Annotated in this window: 19 protein-coding genes and 1 other RNA gene; 18 read left to right on the top strand and 2 right to left on the bottom strand. The window is 39.6% G+C overall.

What is annotated here, in order from left to right:
• Positions 1 to 177: 177 nt before the first annotated feature.
• The 13 genes from AX663_RS07445 to pepC all read left to right on the top strand — a co-directional run bounded on the left by AX663_RS07445 (position 178) and on the right by pepC (position 12,152).
• Positions 178 to 633, top strand: a complete 456-nt coding sequence (locus AX663_RS07445; protein ID WP_037597390.1) for a MarR family winged helix-turn-helix transcriptional regulator — start codon at positions 178 to 180, stop codon at positions 631 to 633.
• A gap of 57 nt (positions 634 to 690) precedes the next feature.
• Entirely contained in the window at positions 691 to 1,956 is a 1,266-nt protein-coding gene (locus tag AX663_RS10825) for an acyl-CoA thioesterase/bile acid-CoA:amino acid N-acyltransferase family protein (RefSeq protein WP_002889831.1), read from the top strand.
• Between the two features lie 235 nt (positions 1,957 to 2,191).
• A complete protein-coding gene (locus tag AX663_RS07455; RefSeq protein WP_002889832.1) occupies positions 2,192 to 3,058 on the top strand; it encodes an ABC transporter ATP-binding protein in 867 nt (288 codons plus the stop codon).
• Complete coding sequence (locus AX663_RS07460; RefSeq protein ID WP_060973139.1) at positions 3,058 to 3,900, top strand: ABC transporter permease; 843 nt, start codon at positions 3,058 to 3,060, stop codon at positions 3,898 to 3,900. Before AX663_RS07455 ends, AX663_RS07460 begins: the two co-directional genes overlap by 1 nt.
• 18 nt (positions 3,901 to 3,918) lie before the next feature.
• Positions 3,919 to 4,374, top strand: a complete 456-nt coding sequence (locus tag AX663_RS07465; protein WP_038675237.1) for a LytTR family DNA-binding domain-containing protein — start codon at positions 3,919 to 3,921, stop codon at positions 4,372 to 4,374.
• Between the two features lie 9 nt (positions 4,375 to 4,383).
• Positions 4,384 to 4,809 (top strand): DUF3021 family protein, encoded by a 426-nt coding sequence (locus AX663_RS07470; protein ID WP_037600208.1) that lies wholly within the window; start codon positions 4,384 to 4,386, stop codon positions 4,807 to 4,809.
• 90 nt (positions 4,810 to 4,899) lie between these two features.
• Positions 4,900 to 5,610, top strand: a complete 711-nt coding sequence (locus AX663_RS07475) for a MerR family transcriptional regulator (protein WP_060973140.1) — start codon at positions 4,900 to 4,902, stop codon at positions 5,608 to 5,610.
• 218 nt (positions 5,611 to 5,828) lie between these two features.
• A complete protein-coding gene (locus AX663_RS07480) occupies positions 5,829 to 6,512 on the top strand; it encodes an ABC transporter ATP-binding protein (RefSeq protein WP_049545112.1) in 684 nt (227 codons plus the stop codon).
• Entirely contained in the window at positions 6,481 to 7,782 is a 1,302-nt protein-coding gene (locus AX663_RS07485) for an ABC transporter permease (RefSeq protein ID WP_082759656.1), read from the top strand. Before AX663_RS07480 ends, AX663_RS07485 begins: the two co-directional genes overlap by 32 nt.
• A gap of 184 nt (positions 7,783 to 7,966) precedes the next feature.
• Positions 7,967 to 9,421, top strand: a complete 1,455-nt coding sequence (locus tag AX663_RS07490) for a nicotinate phosphoribosyltransferase (protein ID WP_060973141.1) — start codon at positions 7,967 to 7,969, stop codon at positions 9,419 to 9,421.
• A gap of 11 nt (positions 9,422 to 9,432) precedes the next feature.
• On the top strand, positions 9,433 to 10,254 hold the full coding sequence (gene nadE, locus AX663_RS07495; protein ID WP_060973142.1) for an ammonia-dependent NAD(+) synthetase: 822 nt from the start codon (positions 9,433 to 9,435) through the stop codon (positions 10,252 to 10,254).
• A gap of 15 nt (positions 10,255 to 10,269) precedes the next feature.
• Positions 10,270 to 10,713 carry a DUF805 domain-containing protein gene (locus tag AX663_RS07500; protein ID WP_060973143.1) on the top strand — a complete coding sequence of 148 codons (444 nt, stop codon included), beginning with the start codon at positions 10,270 to 10,272 and terminating at the stop codon, positions 10,711 to 10,713.
• A 101-nt stretch (positions 10,714 to 10,814) separates the two neighbouring features.
• Positions 10,815 to 12,152 carry an aminopeptidase C gene (pepC, locus tag AX663_RS07505; protein ID WP_060973144.1) on the top strand — a complete coding sequence of 446 codons (1,338 nt, stop codon included), beginning with the start codon at positions 10,815 to 10,817 and terminating at the stop codon, positions 12,150 to 12,152.
• 103 nt (positions 12,153 to 12,255) lie between these two features.
• Here pepC and pbp1a read toward each other — a convergent pair whose 3' ends face one another.
• Entirely contained in the window at positions 12,256 to 14,550 is a 2,295-nt protein-coding gene (gene pbp1a, locus AX663_RS07510) for a penicillin-binding protein PBP1A (protein WP_060973145.1), read from the bottom strand.
• Entirely contained in the window at positions 14,550 to 15,146 is a 597-nt protein-coding gene (gene recU / locus AX663_RS07515) for a Holliday junction resolvase RecU (RefSeq protein WP_002886506.1), read from the bottom strand. The genes pbp1a and recU overlap by 1 nt, the downstream gene beginning before the upstream one ends.
• 76 nt (positions 15,147 to 15,222) lie before the next feature.
• Here recU and AX663_RS07520 point away from each other — a divergent pair, with 76 nt between their 5' ends.
• From AX663_RS07520 to AX663_RS07540, 5 genes are all read left to right on the top strand, one after another.
• Entirely contained in the window at positions 15,223 to 15,738 is a 516-nt protein-coding gene (locus tag AX663_RS07520; RefSeq protein WP_049545696.1) for a DUF1273 domain-containing protein, read from the top strand.
• Between the two features lie 108 nt (positions 15,739 to 15,846).
• Complete coding sequence (gpsB, locus tag AX663_RS07525; protein ID WP_049545697.1) at positions 15,847 to 16,179, top strand: cell division regulator GpsB; 333 nt, start codon at positions 15,847 to 15,849, stop codon at positions 16,177 to 16,179.
• Positions 16,180 to 16,193: 14 nt separating this feature from the next.
• Positions 16,194 to 16,561, top strand: an RNA gene (gene rnpB, locus AX663_RS07530) — RNase P RNA component class B.
• 142 nt (positions 16,562 to 16,703) lie between these two features.
• The gene (locus tag AX663_RS07535; RefSeq protein ID WP_037598046.1) at positions 16,704 to 17,870 is read left to right on the top strand and encodes a THUMP domain-containing class I SAM-dependent RNA methyltransferase; all 1,167 of its coding nucleotides are present in this window, start codon (positions 16,704 to 16,706) and stop codon (positions 17,868 to 17,870) included.
• 2 nt (positions 17,871 to 17,872) lie between these two features.
• Positions 17,873 to 19,873: a cell division site-positioning protein MapZ family protein gene (locus AX663_RS07540; RefSeq protein ID WP_002889865.1), complete on the top strand. Its 2,001-nt coding sequence runs from the start codon at positions 17,873 to 17,875 to the stop codon at positions 19,871 to 19,873.
• The last annotated feature ends 45 nt before the right edge of the window (positions 19,874 to 19,918 follow it).

Consider the following 19,918-nt stretch of genomic DNA (forward strand, 5'->3'; position numbering starts at 1 on the left):
TTTATTAGCCTTATCTGCTACCTTCAACAGTCCACTGGACTATTGAAGCCGAACAAACTTGTTAACATCGTTGTGAAATAAAAATGAATCCTTCGGAGCTAAGCTCTGGAGGATTTTTTACTCTTCTTGACAAGAAAACGACATTTTGTTAATATCATTAACAAAAAGAAGGAAACTATGAATAAGAAAGAACTGCATAAGTTTAATAATCGTTTTAACAGCTTTGTTTTAGCCTTTGAACGGTTGAAAAAGGATCAGCATAGGAATAGTATTGATAAATCAATCACGATTAATGAAGTCCATTTGATTAATCTAATAGGTCGGAATCAGCCTGTGAATCTAGTAAAATTATCTGAGTTACTTGAAGTATCAAGGAGTGCTATTACTCAGAGTGTTAGACGTTTAACCAAGAAAGACCTCATTACTTTTGAATTTGCACCGGATAATGAAAAAAATAAATATCTGATATTATCCAAAAAAGGGGTTGAAGTTTTTAACGTCCATAAAGAGCAGCAAGAATATATTGAAAAAACCATTTTTTCAGTTTTAAGAAACTATAGTGAAGAGGACCTTCAAATGGTTATGAAACTGATGGATGATGTTGAACAGGTATGGCGAGAGTTACCGTGGTAAAAGTCACGGTAATTTTAAAACCATATTATTAATTATGTTAACAAAAAAGAGGAAGATATGACTATACAAATTGAACTGATCTCAGAGTCTGAGTTAGCAGACGAATCTTTTAGTATTGTCATCGATGGCTTAAAACCAAGGGAAACATATCGAGTCGAAATGTTTCTATCCGATTATTATTGTATCAATGCTCCCATGCTTTTAGCTCATGATGGTTTATGGAGATCAACAGGGATTTTTGTATCAGATAAGAATGGTATTATTGATATGTCACAAACTCCATCTTGTTCTGGCTCTTATGAAGGCATTTCAACAATGGGACTATTTTCTAATGCAAAGCCCTTGACCAATAAGAAAAAGAAGCTCCCAACCTCTCTTTCTAAAATTCCTTTACTAGATCGGTTTTTTGTGGAAATCAAAATTATGCAAGGAAATACTGTCATTGCAGAGAGAACTTTCACAAGACATTACATGAGTTCGCAAATTAGTCATAAAGATATTTACGGGAAATATTTTCAAGGGAGACTCTTCTATGATAAAAAGGCAATAAAAACACCAGCATTGATTATTGTGAGCGGTAGTGAAGGACGGATTGAAAAGGCACAGAATATAGCTCAGCTTTTATCTTCTAGAGGTTATATTTGCCTAGCAGTTGCCTACTTTGGTTTAGAGAGGTTACCAAATTATTTAGAACGTATTCCTTTAGAGTGCCTTGTGGAAGCAAAGGATTATCTACGTCAGCATCCTCAAGTAGATAGTGAAAAAATTGGAATCTATGGACGGTCTAAGGGAGCAGAATTCGTTTTAGCTGAGGAGAGCTTTTTTAATGACGTTCAATGTTTGGTGCTAAATTCACCCTCTGATGTGGTGTATGAAGGGATAGAAGGGAAATGGAACTCTCATACTTCTTCTTGGACGCATTTGCAAAAAGAACTTCCCTATCAAAAGTTTCGACTTAGAGATTATCTGTTCAGCAAACTTTTTAGAAAACCTATCCCTAAAGATTGCTCTGCTAGGATAGACATTAGTCAATTACATTCGCCAATTTTATTGCTCGGAAGTACTGTTGATGAAATATGGGATGCTTCATCAGCAATTAATGATATTATCTCGCATTATAAAGGACACTACATTACCTTTAAAAAATATCATGAAACAGGTCACATGTTGACAGTGGCTTATCAACCAAATCACCGTTATCGAAAAGATTGGCGTTTATTGATGAAAGAGAGTAAGGATTCTTGGTTGGCTACGATTCATTTTTTTGATAGGCATTTGAAGAAGCAATGCTACAAATCCTATGGAAATGATATAAAAAAGTAATTCATTCCCACTTTTGATGAGTTATCTCTAGTGAGAGATTGTGTTACTGTCTTACTAGCAACTAAAGTTGAAAGTCAATTTTTTCTTTTTTTATTGGGGAAATTGATTTTTATGAAAAATACTATTAATCTCTTCCATCTCGCCACTTAGCTCTTCATTTTGACCACTTATCCCCAAAAGCCGTTTTTTAAGCGGCTTTTTTGCTAGACTGGTTCTATCAAAAGGAGAGAAAAAAATGATTTTACAAGCTAAAAATATAAGCAAACGGTATGGGAACTACCTTGCTGTTGATAATATTCAATTACAATTTAAAAGAGGGACCTTCAATGCGATTCTAGGACCAAATGGGGCGGGGAAATCAACGTCGATTTCCATGTTGATTGGTTTGAAACAACCAACGCAAGGTGAAATCATCTATGAACCCGATACTAAAATTGGTGTGGTCTTCCAAAACAGTGTTTTAGATGAGATGCTGACGGTTAGGGAAAATCTGACCATTCGTGCCAGACAGTACAAAGGCCTAAAACCAAATCGTGTGTCTGATCTTATTGATCGACTAGGCCTATCAGCTTTCCAAAAGCAGAAATATGGGACGCTTTCAGGCGGCCAAAAGCGTCGGGTTGACATTGCGCGTGCTCTACTGCACGGTCCAGATCTTCTGTTCTTAGATGAGCCAACGACAGGTTTAGACATTCAAACCCGGAAGTCTATTTGGGATTTGCTCTATCAATTGCAGAGGGAAGAGGGGATGACCGTTGTACTGACCACGCATTATCTTGATGAAGCAGATGAAGCTGATCAGATTTATATTGTGGACCATGGGAAAGTGATTGCTCAAGGATCGGCACTAGATATTAAGAGTCAGTATGCAAAAAACATCTTGAAGATTCGCTTCAAGGAGAGACAGCAGATAGAAAGTCTCAAATCTTCGGGAATGTCAGTAGAGCAACAAAGTCAATTAGAGTATGTTCTTCAACCCGAGAGTGAAAGGGAAGCCATTGATTACCTGGCGCAAGTTAGAGATAAACTAGCCCATTTTGAGTTTCGTCCAGGGACCATGGATGATGCCTTTATTGCACTTACAGGAAGGGAGGTCCGCTAATGCTAGCCTTACTAAAACGAAATTTTTTATTGTATTTTAGGAATCGTTCAGGGGTTTTCTTCTCCTTGTTGGGAGCCTTGATTTCCTTTATTCTCTATATTATTTTTCTTCAAAAGAATCTAACAGATGCTTGGGCTCAGCTCCCCAATAGTGGTCCTTTGTTAAATAATTGGCTAATGAGTGGAACGTTAGCAGTGACAGGGATTACGACTAGTCTGGCTGCCTTTACTCAGCTGGTAAAGGACCGTGAACGTCAAGTAGATCAGGACCTTTATTTATCGAATCATGGGAAATGGCGATTAGCATTTTCGTATCTAGAGAGTGCAATCATCATTTCTTTATCTATGCAGGTTCTTATGTATGTGCTGATGTGTGGCTATTTTAGAGAAGTTCCAACCCTTTCTCTATTACCTGAGGTGCTCCTCATCATGCTGCTTAGTAGCCTGCTTTCTAGCTTGGTGAATGCCATTTTTGTTCACTTTTTCCAATCAGTAGATAGTCTTGGAAAGTTTGCGACCATAGTGGGTACAGCTTCCGGTTTTTTGGTAGGGACTTATGTACCTTTGGGCGTTCTACCTAATTTTGCTCAACTACTAATGAAATGTACCCCAGCAACTTATATTGCTGCACTTTATCGGCAAGTCCTCATGAATGAAACATTAAGTGAGACCTTTAAAGGTCAAGGTGATCTTCGTCAAGAGTTCCAAGAGAAAATGGGTGTTCAACTCAAGTGGCAAGAGTTGTTGACAAAGGAAAATACTTACTTTATAGTGTTAGGAGGTATTCTTCTAGTAGGCATTCTTTGGGTTGTTTTAGTGAAAAGGTCTAGTAAGAAAAAATAAGTGAGAGTTGGAATAGGAATGAAACTTCGTTTTGAAGAAAAGTCAGGTATTTCGACAAAGGACCCCTGTGTGGTTATCCAAGCAGAGCGATTGTCTGATCAAGCACGAGAGGTAATGGATTACCTCGAACAATTTTCAGTTGTAAATCAAGTGGTGATTCCTATTAAAACGGATGATCATTTGGTTATGGTAAAAATTGATGATATTATCCTAGCTGAGATTGATAAGAATGTGTTAACGATTTATACAATAGACAAAACCTATACGATGAAAGAGACACTGACAAACTTTCAGCATCGCATCAATCGTCGAAGTTTTTTACAGATATCACGTCATGCTGTTATGAATATAGACCATTTGGAATCCCTATCGGATAGTTTTTCTGGCAATATGATGGCCAAAATGACAGGTGGAGTGAAGTCTAGTGTCAGCCGAAAATATGTCAAATCCTTGATGGATTATTTAGGGGTCTAGGAGGAGCCTATGAAACGTTTTATTGCTTATTTTGTATCCGGCGTGAGAACGGGATCGTTCTTCTATCTTGCCCTCCTTTTACTAGGTCAATTATTTCCCCAGATTATCTATCCAAAAGTTAGTGTGGGAAATATTTTAGCCCTCTTTATGATGAGTGGCTTAATGGGGATGCTCTCGTGGATTTTGGAAGACCTTGACCGTATGTCCTACAGACTTAGAGTAATCTTGCATTTCTTGTTGACGGCGATTGTACTGATAGGGACTTGTCTAATAGCGGGTTGGATTGATGCTGTGCTGAATCCTATCATATGGATTGTCTTCATTTCCGTTTATATTATTATCTGGCTTTACCTCATTTGGCAAATGCATATGAGAACCCAACGTATTAACCAAGCCTTAATACATCGTCGAAGCCAGAAAAAGAAAGAAAAGTAATAAATTATAGTAAACTTCAAAAAAATACTCTTTTCCCCTTGACCCTCACGCCACGTCATAGCCTATACTCTTAATCAGAGAGGAGTTCTAATGAAATCTGTAAAAGAAGTGAGCCAACTATCAGGTGTCAGTGTGCGCACCCTTCATTATTATGACGAAATTGATTTGCTGAAACCGTCGGTTGTGGCTGAAAATGGTTACCGTTACTATAATCGCGATGCGGTTGTCCGTTTGCAGGAAATATTGCTTTACCGTGAGTTAGACTTTCCTCTCAAAAAAATTAAGGAAATCGTAGGTCAACCAGGTTATGATAAAGTTCAAGCGCTTAGGGATCAGATTAAGCTCTTAGAGCTGAAAAAGTCCCGTTTAGAAGCCGTCATAGCCCATGCTAAGGCCTTACAAATGGAGGAAGAAGAAATGTCATTTGAAGCGTTTGATCAAAAAGCTGTGGAAGAATTTCAGGAAGAAGCTCAGGCTAGATGGGGTCAGACAGAAGCTTATCAAGCTTTTGCGGCTAAGGGAGAGGAGTCCTTCCCTGAAGTCACAAAAGAGATGACTGCAATTATGTCTACCTTTGGACAGCTCAAAGAGTCTAATCCTGATGACAATAGTGTGCAGGAGCAAGTAAGGGTGTTACAAGACTATATTAGTCAGCATTTTTATCCATGTGACCAAACGGTATTAGCTGGTCTAGGTCAGATGTACCAAACAGATAATCGCTTTTCTAGCTTTATCGATCAAGTCGGAGGATCAGGGACTGCAGTTTTTCTCGCAGAAGCTATTCGTATTTATTGTCAATAAACTAAAGCCAAAGCCAAAGTCTTAAGGATTTTGGCTTTTTCTCATGTCATAGTGACATTTATGTCACTATTTTTATAATCATTTAATGTTTATAATCAATGTATCGTTTTAGAAGGCGATTAGTTAAGTGTTTCTGCTATTTTGCTTGAAATTTCCATGCAGATAATCAGCTGAAATTTAACCAAACTCTAATTTAAATAAAATTTATGGAGGAAACCATGTCCATTTTAACCATTGACCACATCTCAAAGTACTATAATCTCGACGGTACGAACCAAGAGCGCGCTTTGAACGATGTTACACTTGAGATTGCACCAGCAAAGATCACTGCTATCTACGGTCCATCTGGCTGTGGTAAGACCAGTCTGCTCAGTATTATTAGCGGCTTGGATAGTCAGTATCAGGGAAATCTGTATTTCAAGAATCAGAACATGCGTGATTTTTCAGAGCGTGACCTGACCTATTTTAGAAAGGCCCATATTGGCTTTGTCTTTCAAAATTTCAATCTTATCCCTCATCAATCAGTCCTTGAAAATGTCAAGATGCCTCTTTACGTTAAAAATATGACTGATAAAGAGATGATCGAGATTGCGGAAAAGGAGCTCAGCCGTCTTGGAATCGGAGAATTTATCAAGAAAAATGTTAAGCAGCTTTCTGGTGGGCAAAAACAACGTGTGGCCATTGCCCGTGCCCTAGTTAATAATCCAGAAATGATTGTGGCTGATGAACCGACTGGTTCTCTTGATTCTCAGTCTCAGGAAAATGTTCTCGAAATTTTTAAAGAGCTAGCCGAGGCAGGTAAAACTGTGATTATCGTAACCCATAACCCTGAGGTGGCGGATTATGCGGATGTTGTCATTAAAATGAAGGATGGTGAAGTCGTTGAAACAATCGAAAAATAAGGGATTGACCCTCAAGAATAAACTTAAATTGTCATTGAGCAACTTTATGGAACGTAAGTGGCGTAATCTTTTGATTGCGACGGCAACTTCCATTGGTTTTATCGGTGTTTTAATTTCCTTTGGTTTGGGGAATGCTATCGTTGGTATGATTAATGACAGTACCGATGGTGGTAACATTCCATCCCAAATTCAGATTAGTCTTAGTGCTAAATCAGCAGCCAGAGGGGTTCTAAATGCGGATGATGAGAAGTTTATTCGTAGTCAGATTAAGAGTGAAGACATTAAGTATTTGGAAAGTCCCTTTGGCATGAATATGACTAGTCTTACCCTAGATGGCAAGACCATGGATTTCAGCAAGGACCTTCCTAACTATTCTCAGGTTATCAGTCTCTACAAGAACACAAAAATATCTACATCTCGCAATGGTAAGGATAAGATTTCAGCCGGGAAGCCTTTTAAATCCGCAGATGAAAAGGGTTTAACCCTTCCGATGAGTTTTGTCAAACATTACAATGAAGAAACAGGGAAGAAGCTCAAGGCTAAAGACTTTATCGGCAAAGAAATCTCAGCTCAGATTGTTGAAAATACTGCTGAGGGAACTAAAGTAGCGGATATCAAGACTAAGATTGTCCGTATTGTTGATGACAGCGAGGATACTGAAGAGAGCAATAGCTATATGCCAGCCAAACAATTGGAAGATTTGCTCAAAGAAAATGGCTTTACTAAAACAGTCTCTTACATGCTTTTGGAGCTTAAGAATCCAGCCAAGACTAAGGAAGTCACTAAAAAGTTACAGAAAAACAAGAAGTACCTGGTTCTTTCACAGCAAGCTATCCTCGATGTCATTATTAAATTCATCCGTGTTATCCAAGCACTCTTGATTATCCTTTCGTCACAAGCTATCCTAGTTTCAGCTGTCATGATTGGAATTATCATCTATATTAATATCATGCAACGCTCAAAAGAGATTGGTGTCATGAAGGCTGTCGGTTACCTTAATCGTGACGTGAAAGCTATCTTTGTTTATGAGGCACTCTGGATTACGGGTATCTCACTGGCTCTTGCCCTCCTTGTATCACAGGGGATTGGAAGCCTGACCAACATGATTGTTTCACATCTCTACCCAAGTGTCAGCAAGGTATTTGATCTAAATCTGACATCAATTCTCATCATGTTTGGCTTCTCGCTCTTGATGGGCTATGTATCAGCCTACCTTCCAGCCCGTAAAATCAGTAAAATGGACCCTGTCGAGTCCCTAAGATATGAATAGAAATGAAGAGTAGTCTCCCTAGGCTACTCTTTTTTGTCAAAACAAACATTAGAAAATTCAGAAAATCCAAACAATAATTAACTTTCTGAAAAGTGGAGACAATTGCTCAAAAATGCTATAATAGTCAGCATATACAGGCTATTAATAACAAAAAAAGAAGTACCTATTCGATAGGAGGAATTCCATGTATAAAGATGACAGTTTAACCTTGCACACTGACTTGTATCAAATCAATATGATGCAAGTCTACTTCAACCAAGGTATTCACAATAAAAAGGCCGTTTTCGAAGTTTATTTCCGTCAACTTCCGTTTAAAAATGGCTTTGCTGTGTTCGCAGGTCTGGAACGTATTGTCAACTATCTTGAAAATCTGACTTTCTCAGAAACTGATATTGCTTATCTAAAAGAGTTAGGCTATCCTGAGGATTTTCTAGACTATCTAGCCAACCTAAAACTCGAGTTGACTATCAATTCAGCCCTTGAGGGTGATTTGGTATTTGCTAATGAACCGATTTTCCAAGTGGAAGGTCCCTTGGCTCAGTGTCAGTTAGTAGAGACTGCCTTGCTAAATATCCTCAATTACCAGATTCTTATTGCTACCAAGGCAGCTCGCATTCGCTCTGTCATTGAAGATGCTCCTTTATTGGAGTTTGGGACACGTCGTGCACAAGAGATGGATGCAGCAATTTGGGGGACGCGTGCAGCCGTGATTGGTGGTGCTGATGCAACGTCCAATGTACGTGCGGGCAAGATTTTTGGCATCCCAGTTTCTGGTACCCATGCCCATGCCCTTGTTCAAGCCTATGGCAATGATTACGATGCCTTCAAAGCCTATGCATCAACTCATAAGGACTGTGTATTCCTTGTGGATACCTATGACACTCTCAAAATTGGTGTTCCGAATGCTATTCGTGTAGCTAAAGAGCTAGGTGATAAAATCAATTTCTTGGGTGTTCGTCTTGATTCAGGTGACTTGGCTTATCTATCGAAGCAGGTCCGTAAGCAGTTGGATGCTGCCGGTTTCCCTGATGCCAAAATTTATGCTTCAAATGACCTTGATGAAAATACCATCCTCAACTTGAAGATGCAAAAGGCCAAAATTGATGTCTGGGGAGTGGGTACTAAGCTTATCACTGCCTATGATCAACCAGCCTTGGGTGCTGTCTACAAGATTGTCTCAATCGAGGATGATCAGGGTGTCATGCATGATACTATCAAATTGTCCAACAATGCTGAGAAGGTATCAACACCAGGTAAGAAGCAAGTCTGGCGTATTACGAGTCGTGCTAAGGGTAAATCAGAAGGTGACTATATCACCTTCGCAGACACGGATGTTAATGCTTTAGAAGAAATTAATATGTTCCACCCAACATATACCTACATTAATAAGACTGTTCGTGATTTTGATGCAGTGCCACTCTTGGTCCCAATCTACGACAAGGGTCAACTCATCTATGACTTGCCTAGTCTTAATGAAATCAAGGCTTATGCGACTAAGGAATTGGATGAACTTTGGAATGAGTACAAGCGCGTGCTTAACCCTCAAGATTATCCAGTTGACTTGGCTAAAGATGTTTGGGATAACAAGATGACCTTGATTGATAATGTCCGTAAGAAAGCCCATGACTTGTCAGAGTAAAAGGAGAAATTATGACTTTGCAAGAAACTATTATTGCTCAACTAGGCGTTAAACCTAGAATTGATCCAAAGGAAGAAATTCGAAAATCTGTTGATTTTTTGAAGGCCTACATGCTCAAACATCCATTCCTTAAAACATATGTTTTGGGAATCTCAGGAGGTCAAGATTCTACATTGGCTGGCCGTCTAGCCCAACTTGCGGTTGAAGAGCTCCGTGCAGAGACAGGAAAAGACTATCAGTTTATCGCCATTCGATTGCCATATGGTGTCCAAGCAGATGAAGATGATGCCCAACGTGCTCTTGCTTTTATCAAGCCAGATGTGAGTCTTGTGGTTAACATCAAAGAAGCTGTAGATGGTCAGGTTGCTGAACTTGCCAAGGCAGGCGTAACCGTTTCTGACTTTAACAAGGGGAATATCAAGGCCCGTCAACGTATGATTACCCAATACGCGGTTGCGGGTGAAAATAGTGGGGCAGTTATCGGGACAGACCACGCCGCTGAAAACCTTACTGGCTTCTTCACAAAATTTGGCGATGGTGGTGCGGATATTTTGCCGCTCTTTCGTCTAAACAAGCGTCAAGGTGCAGCCCTTCTTGCAGAACTTGGTGCAGATAAGGCTCTATATGAAAAAGTGCCAACAGCTGACTTGGAAGAGGATAAACCAGGAATCGCTGATGAAGTGGCACTTGGTGTGACCTACCGTGAAATTGATGATTACCTTGAAGGCAAGGAAGTATCAGCCAAAGCCCAGGAAACTATTGAGAATTGGTGGCGTAAAGGTCAACATAAACGTCACTTGCCAATCACTATTTTTGATGAGTTTTGGAAATAAGAGGAGAAATGAATTATGATCAAAGCTTATATTGATTTTTGGAAACGTGCCTTTGACTTTAGCGGACGTTCGACTCGTCCAGACTACTGGTGGGCTTACTTGGTTAATGTCATTATTATTACTATTCTTACTGTTTTTTGTGTTCTTATTCCTTTCTTCAGTAATGTTGATCTTAGTGACCCAGCTCTGTTGAATAATCAGACTGAACTGCAAAAAATAATTATTACCTATGCTTGGCCACTAATGCTTTTTAGCTTAATTGAACTTATCCCTCAATTGTCTCTACAAATCCGTCGTTTGAGAGATGCAGGATTTCATCCGGCTTGGGTACTTCTAAGTTATATAGGGCTTGTACCAATCTTGGTTATCTTCTCATTGATTGGAAGCATTGTCCTCCTTATCATGTCGTGTCAGCCAACGAAACCAGCACCTGAAACGCAGTTTGATAAAGTGGAATAAGATTGTCATAACCCTAGGCTTTACCTAGGGTTATTTTTAAATTGAATTTTCAGAAATTAGTGATAAAATAGAGAGGAATAAGGCTTAAAAGGAGGAATCTTATGACTTCACTATCAACAGATTTCACAGATAAACTATTTGCAGAATATGAGGCCAATGCCAAGTACAGTGCTATTGAGAATGCTGTAACTCATAATGGCTTGCTCAAATCCATCGAAACACGTCAATCAGAAGTTGAAAACGACCATGTTTTCTCAATCGATTTGACTAAAGATGAGGTGTCTAACCAGAAAGCTTCAGGACGTTGCTGGATGTTTGCGGCACTAAATACTTTCCGTCACAAATTAATCTCAGACTTTAAATTGGAAAGTTTCGAACTTTCTCAAGCTCACACTTTCTTCTGGGACAAGTATGAAAAATCGAACTGGTTCTTGGAACAAATTATTGCCACAGCAGATCAAGAGATTGGCAGTCGTAAGGTTAAATTCCTTTTGGATACCCCTCAACAAGATGGTGGACAATGGGATATGGTCGTATCACTTTTTGAAAAATACGGTGTTGTACCAAAATCGGTTTATCCAGAATCTGTATCTTCAAGCAATAGTCGTGAGCTTAACCAATATCTCAATAAGCTCCTTCGTCAAGATGCTCAAATCTTACGTGACCTAATTGCAGGTGGTGCTGATCAGGCTACTGTTCAAGCTAAGAAGGAAGAGCTTCTTCAAGAAATTTTCAATTATCTTGCTATGACTCTTGGTTTACCACCACGTCAGTTTGATTTTGCCTACCGAGATAAGGATGACAACTATCAATCTGAGAAAAATATCACACCACAAGCATTCTTTGAAAAATATGTGGGTCTCAAACTCAGTGACTATGTGTCAGTTATCAACGCTCCAACAGCTGATAAACCTTACGGGAAATCTTATACTGTTGAGATGTTAGGTAATGTTGTAGGTGCACCAAGTGTTCGTTATATCAACCTCCCAATGGACCGTTTCAAAGAGCTTGCTATTGCACAGATGAAGTCTGGAGAAACTGTTTGGTTTGGTTCAGATGTTGGTCAAGTTTCAGACCGTCAAAAAGGTATTCTTGCAACTAATGTTTATGACTTTACAGCTAGCATGGATATTAACTTGACTCAAGATAAGGCAGGACGTTTGGACTACAGTGAATCTCTCATGACTCATGCCATGGTATTGACTGGGGTTGATTTGGATGCCGATGGCAAATCTGTTAAATGGAAGGTTGAAAACTCTTGGGGAGACAAGGTTGGACAAAAAGGTTACTTTGTCGCTTCTGATGCCTGGATGGATGAATACACTTATCAAATCGTTGTCCGCAAAGACTTCCTTACAGCTGAAGAATTAGCAGCCTATGAAGCAGAGCCACAAGTACTTGCTCCTTGGGACCCAATGGGAGCCCTTGCTTCAAAATAAGACAATACATGAAAACACTGGAAATTTTCCAGTGTTTTTTATAGTTTCTTTAAAATCTATCGGTAAAAAAAGAGTTATCCAATCAGATAACCCTTTTTATTTCTTATTCTTCTGCTGTAGCAGTGTTTGAATTTGAATGTTCAGAGCCATTAGAAGAGGCCGATGTCGATGGATTTGTTGAAGCATCAGGACCGTACTGTTGACTATCTTGTGAACTTGATGAGTCACTGCTTTGGCTTGAGTCTAAACTTGATGATGAGCTAGATGTTCCAAGTGATCCTGTGTAAACATTTGATGTTGAAGAACCAGTAAGGAAGACATAGCTACCATTATTATAAACACCGCTAGGCATATCGAAATCTTCAGAACCCGCACCATACATCTGGTTAAGGTAGCTACTTGTTACACCATAGATTTGTTTAGCGATATCAAGGTCTGAATCATGAAGTGGTGTTTTACGATTTTTATAACCTGTCCAAATCGCCATAGAATACTTGGTATTGTAACCAACGAAAGTTTCATCTGGAACCATAAGGTAAGCGTAGACGCCACTTTCTTTTTGTACCTTGTAGTATTCATCGTCACCATAGTTAGATGTACCGGTCTTAGCAGCGTTGAACGTACCAGGGACATAAGCTTCAGTCGCTGTACCACCTGTCATTACTTGTTTCAACATGCTTGACATCATGTAAGCTGTTTGTGGTGACATGGCTTCAACACCTTTAGAATCAAATGATTTTGTTGAACCGTCTTCAAATTTGATTGATTTAATGTAAGAAGGTTTATAGTAAGTACCACCATTTGCAAAGGCTGCATAGGCTGCGGCCATTTTCTCACTTGATGCACCATACTTAGGATCTGCTGATGATGTTGAAGATGAGATGGCATTGGAGTAGAACATTTCTGGATACTCAATACCTAAATCTTTCAAGAAGGACTGGGCATAGTCCAACCCAACAGCTTGAAGAGCTTTAACGGCTGTTACGTTACGCGATTGTTGAAGCGCATAAGTCAATGAGATACTTCCAAAGTACTTACGGTCCCAGTTGTAAACTGGCGTTGAGGAACCTGGGAAATTGTAAGGATTATCGTAAACAGTCGTACCAGTGTTTGTATAAATACCTTTTTCAATAGCAGGAGCATAGTCAGTGATTGGTTTCATTGTAGAACCCCAGTCACGGTCTGTTTGAACAGCTTGGTTAGTAGCGAGAGCAATATTTTCATCTTGGTGACGTGATCCCAATTGGGCAACGACACGACCGTTAGTAACATCAATAATAGTAGAAGCAACTTGGAAACTATCATTTGGATAGTAGATATAGTCATCAGTATTATAGACGTTCCAGATATATTTTTGAATATCTGGATTAAGGTTAGTGTAGACGTCGAGACCTGCTGAGTAGATATCAGCATTGGCATCAGTAGCTACCTGCTCAATAACTTGTTTGATGTAGTTATCTAAGTATGGCTCATAGCTAGCTTTCTTCGTAAGTGGAAGAAGGCCATCTGATACATCAGTTGCTTTAGCTTGCTCGTACTCTTCTTTGGAAATGTTTTTGTCTTCATACATTTCACTAAGAACAGTGTTACGACGCTCTTTGGCAGCATCTGGATTAGCATAAGGGTCATATTGTGTTGGTGCTTGTGGAATACCAGCAAGAAGAGCTGCTTGGGCAACAGAGAGGTCGCTCAAGTCCTTACCAAAGTAAGATTTAGCTGCCGTCTTCATACCGTAGTAACCATTACCCATATAAACCTTATTAATGTAGAAGGTCAAGATTTCTTGTTTAGTGAATTGACGCTCCATTTGGAGTGACAACCAGATTTCTTGTGACTTACGTTTAAGGGTTTGGTCAGAAGTGTTAGTTGAGAAGTAAGCCAACTTAATCAACTGTTGGTCGAGCGTAGACCCCCCTTGGGTGCTGCTACGACGAAGGTTGTTAACAGCTGCCCCCATGATACGGTAGACGTCAATCCCACGGTGAGTGAAGAAACGTTTATCCTCGATAGAGGTGATGGCATTAACTAGAGTTGTTGGAATTTCATCTGTTGATGCACTCTCACGCTTCTCAGCTCCCAAGTCGGCAATAAGACTACCATTAGCGTCGTAAATCTTACTTGAGTTTGTTGATTGCAGTTTGTTCTCGGTAAGTTTAGGAACACTGCTAACATAGTAGGCAAAGAGGCTACCACCAGCGATGACACAGACTACAAAGAAAGTGAGCAGTCCAATAAATCCGTATTTTGCAATACGCCAGCCCAAACTTTGGTCTGAAGCGGCAGAGCGTTTTCCTTTGCTATAGCGAGAAGAATCTGAACGCTTGACCTTGATGTTTTTAGCACGTTTAGTCAAACCGTTAAGTGATTCTTTAAAGTTGCTGAAATTAAATTTAGCCATTATGTGTTACCACCTAATAATTTTTCAATGATTTCTAAGTAAGGAACTTGAGGATAAGCTGCTTCTGCAATTGCATAGCCTCTTTTTTTGATATAATCAAGAGGCATTGATTTCGTCCCTTTATCAATCTGATAAAAAGCGATTAAGTCTTTGGCAGGCAGAAGGTAGGTTTCCTTAAGCGTCGAGAAGTGAAGTAGCACGAAGCAGATCCCATCTTGACTGATGACCTGAGACATGTGCTCAATTTGATGCGCATGAAAGTTTTTCATAGGCATGGATGTCTTTTGTCGTGTCTCTTTGGCTTCAAAATCAATGTAGTATCCTTTGTAAACGCCGGAGTAGTCGGTAGTAGAAGCTTGTCTAAAGTAAGCTTCTACAATCTTTGCCCGTGAGCGTTTGGGATAATCGACTTTGACAATTTGAACAGGGGTAGGTTTTTTATGAATAACGGCTAAACCACGCGACAAATAGTAATCATTAGTCGCGTTAATAGCAGATTCAAAGCTCATCCCCCGATTGGCAAAGTCAACTCTATTTGATTTTTTAGGACGTACTTGTGCTATCTTACGAGATATCTGATGGGGATAGTTTACCATTTCTTTCCCTTCTTCTTTATAAGATATGCATAAAGACTATTTCATTATACCATAAAATGAACGAGGAAAACAACAAATGACATCACTACTGGTAACTGGCTATAAGAGCTTTGAACTCGGTATTTTTAAAGACAAGGACCCTAAAGTAACCATTATCAAGAAAGCAATCAAACGTGATTTGATGCGTTTCTTGGATGATGGTGTGGATTGGATGATTTTTACTGGGAACCTCGGTTTTGAATTTTGGGCACTAGAAGTAGCCAAAGAACTTCAAAAAGACTATCCTTTGAAGTTAGCGACTATCTTCCCTTTTGAAACGCATGGTCAGAATTGGAATGAAGGTAATCAAACAAAACTAGCAGCCTTTAAGCAGGTTGATTTTGTCAAGTACAGCTTCCCCGCTTACCAATCTCCAGCACAGTTTAAACAATTTAATCAGTTTCTCATTGACAATACAGATCAGGCTTATTTATTTTATGAACCTGAAAATGAAACAAATCTGAAATATTTTTACGGTATGATGTTAGAAGCAAGGGGTTATCCCGTATCTAGACTGACTTTTGATGACCTCAATGAAGTCATGTCGGAATAGGATATAATTGAATTTTAAACTTGCATTTTTATCTTTTTTTCTGTATCATAAGAACATTAGACAGTAAAGTATTAGTAAGTTAGATAAGACAAGTATTGGAGAATAAAAATGGCTAAGATTAATTTAACGCCCAAGAAAATCTACGAACAAGAATTTAAAACAAGCATGCGTGGATACGATAAAAAAGAAGTTGATGAGTTTCTAGACGATGTAATCAAAGATTACGGTGTCTATATTGCTCTAGTTAAGGAATTGCAAGAAGAAAATGCAAAACTGAAGGCTAAGACTTCATCAGCTCCTGCTAGTCGCCCAGCATACGCAAGTGCGACAAGTGAGTCATCACGTGCGAATGCCAATGTTGCTTCGGCTTCAAACTATGATATCTTAAAACGTATCAGTCGTTTGGAGAAAGAGGTCTTTGGAAAACAAATCGTCGAATAAAACTGGTTTGTGCAATTTTCGGATAATCGCATGGTTGCTAGTCTTCCATGAGGAAAGTCCATGCTAGCACTGGCTGTGATGCCAGTAGTGTTTGTGCTAGGTGAATTAATAAGCCTAGGGACTTGATTTTCAAGTTACGGCGAGTGAACTGGCTAAGTCTTAGGATAGGTTTTAGTAGCTCTGAAAGTGCCACAGTGACGGAGTTTTTAGGGAAACCTAAAAAGTGGAACGCGGTAAACCCCTCAAGCTAGCAACCCAAACTTTGGTAGGGGCATGGGATGGCTGGAAACGAACGGACCATCCTGACTGCTTTGCAGTAGACAGATGATTATCGAAGGAAGTGGTACCTAGTCACTTCTGGAACAAAACATGGCTTATAGAAAATTGCATATAGGTGAGGCTGGGACACATGTCTCAGCCTTCTTTTAGCAAGAATTCTCTCTTTTATATTTAAAGAAAAGAGTGGGTAATAAGCTATCGGTTAAGAAAGTTTGTACTCGTAACAATGAGATAAAAGGATGACAATGAAAGAAACATTTACATTAGTAGCAACTGCAGCAGCAGGTCTTGAGGCTGTGGTTGGACGTGAATTGCGTGAGTTAGGTTATGACACGCAGGTTGAAAATGGTAAGGTGCGTTTCCAAGGTGGTGTTCGTGCAATTGCTGAAACTAACCTTTGGTTGAGGGCAGCAGATCGTATCAAGATTGTAGTGGGTGAATTTCCAGCACGTACCTTTGAGGAACTTTTTCAGGGAGTTTTTGCTTTAGACTGGGAAAATTATCTTCCGCTAGGTGTAAAGTTCCCAATTTCTAAGGCTAAATGTGTTAAATCAAAGCTTCATAATGAGCCATCTGTTCAGGCAATTTCAAAAAAAGCTGTCGTTAAGAAATTGCAGAAGTATTTCCACCGTCCAGAAGGAGTGCCTCTCCAAGAAACAGGAGCGGAATTTAAGATTGAAGTCTCTATTTTGAAGGATAAGGCTACGGTTTTGATTGATACCACAGGTGCTAGTCTCTTTAAGCGTGGCTACCGTACTGATAAAGGTGGAGCACCGATTAAGGAAAATATGGCGGCTGCTATCCTTGAACTTAGTAATTGGTATCCGGATAAACCATTGATTGACCCGACTTGTGGTTCAGGGACCTTCTGTATTGAGGCTGCAATGATTGGCATGAACATTGCACCAGGATTTAATCGTGATTTTGCCTTTGAAGCATGGAATTGGGTGGATAAGGATTTAGTACAGTCGGTACGTGATGAAGCAGATAGCAAGGCAAACTACGATATTGAATTAGATATTATGGGTTGTGATATTGATGGCCGTATGGTTGAAATTGCAAAAGCCAATGCTCGTGAGGCAGGTCTTGAAGATGTTATTAAATTGAAACAAATGCGTTTACAGGACCTGAAAACAGATAAAATCAATGGTGTCATTATTTCAAACCCTCCTTATGGTGAGCGTTTGTTGGATGACAAGGCTGTGGATATCTTGTATAATGAAATGGGTCAAACTTTTGCGCCACTTAAAACTTGGAGCAAGTTTATCTTGACCAGCGATGAACACTTTGAAAGCAAATACGGTATGAAAGCCGATAAAAAACGTAAGCTTTATAACGGGACCCTCCGTGTTGATTTGTATCAATATTTTGGAGAGCGTGTTCGCCGTTCTGAGGCTAGAAAGGTAAATTAAACGTGTCAGAAGATAAAACACAAAATGGCTATGAAGGTAGCCAAGAGCTAGATTTCCAAGATGCCAAGGAAATGACGGTCGGTGAGGCTGTCCGAAAAGAAGCTGAGATTAATGCTGGTGTAACAGAAACAGATAGCATTTTGGATAAGTATATCAAGCAACACCGTGAAGAAGTTGCCTCACAAAAATTTTCAAAGAAAATTGAAGCTGACGGCGATACATCACCTTTGGATGCCTTTATTCAAAAGCAACGTCAGGAGTTTGCGGATTCAGGTTTGATTGGTCAATCAATGGCTAATGAGTCAATCAACTCAACAACAGCTACTGAAGAAGTAACACCGGTCACATTTGGTTTTGGTGCTACAGATAACAAGGCTGATGAAACTCAATCTCATATTGACAAGCAGTTGCCAAATGCCCCTGTTGAACCTGAGGTTATTGCAGAACCAGAAAGTCAAAGTTCTGAAGTTATCATTACGTCAACAAATGCTGATCGTTTCATCACGTCAGAAACAGAAAAATTTGACCTTGGTGATGCACTCGCTGATTCCTCTACTTCAACTAATCAGCCAGCCTATAACGATGCATTGGTCGATAATGTTGATGATAACAATCCTTTGATTGCTAACATTGATGATCCAGAACCACAAAATTCTGCTGTTGCCAATATTGACGATACTGAGCCACAAGCTTCAAAACCTATGTTGGATGATGCTGCTATTTCAGACACTATTGATTTGGCAGCTATTGCATCAACGGTGGCAGGGGTAACTGGAGCAAAAGCTGATGAAGAAAAGACAACACCAAAAGTGTCTATGGCAGTCAATCGCCCATCTGCAGAAGACAGAATCTCTTCAGAGTCTATTTCACCATCGCATAAGAGTGCCTTTGATGGTGACATTCCAGTTTACCGTCGTAAAGGTGTTGTTATAGGTGCTCTAGCAGTTCTTGCTTTAGCTATTATCGGTGGTAGCTATGCTCTTTATAAAGGAACACATAGCCAATCGGCGAAAACAACAAGCACAGCTTCTTCAGCAGTGACATCATCATCAAGCAAGGATACGTCAGCTGCTGATAATAAGGCATTTGAAGAAATGTATAAGAATTTCTTCACAGATGACGAGCAAACAAAACTCGCTAATGATCAATTTGGTAAGTTATCAGATTTGGAAAAACTGCTCAAGAAATTGGAGAAAACCAAGTATTATGATGCAGCTAAGAAAAAATATGATAACTTGAAGAAACAAATTGAAGCTGTACAAAAGATTAACAGTCAGTTTGAGTCAGATGCTCTTGTAGATGGTAGCTATAATGCCTCTATCGCTGTTAAATCAGATGCTAACTTTAATAATCTTCCAGAAAGTGTAACAACAACTGGGAACGCGAGTCTCGATAGCACTATTCAAGAAACTATTAAGGGTGGTAAGACTCAACTTGAAGAAAAAGCTAAGGCTGCGAGTGCAACGTCTGCAGCGACAGCTTCTGAAAGTGTTAATACTGCTAGTCCTGCTGCACCTTCAGGTGATAACACATCTGGAGCAGCTTCTAATGGCGGTGGTGCGGCCGCATCAAATACTTCTGGAGCGCAAAATGGAGCAGCTAACTCAGCAGGTTCAACAGGTTCAACTGGTGCGACTGGAGGAACTACTGGTGGCTCAGCTGCAGCTTCAACAGTTGTAACACGCGGAATCACAAATTATAACCCATCAATCCTTCAACGTAATCGCTCACGTGTGCCTTATAATGCAAACGTAGTAGCAGATACAAGTAACCCAGCTTGGACATGGGCTGATGGTGTTCTTGATAAGATTATCGAAACATCACACTCACGTGGTTACTTCTCAGGAGATAACTTCATCCTTGAGCCAGTCAACATCATCAATGGTAATGGTTACTACAACTTGTACCTTCCAGATGGAACCTACCTCTTCAGTATTAACTGTAAGACAGGTTACTATGTTGGTAATGGTTCAGGTCACTCAGATAAACTTGATTACGAATAATAATCTGCGACACTCCTTCGGGAGTGTTTTTTGTTTTATCTTGGT

Origin of the sequence: Streptococcus sp. CCH8-H5, from assembly GCF_001556505.1 — a bacterium.
In the GTDB taxonomy this organism is placed as follows: domain Bacteria; phylum Bacillota; class Bacilli; order Lactobacillales; family Streptococcaceae; genus Streptococcus.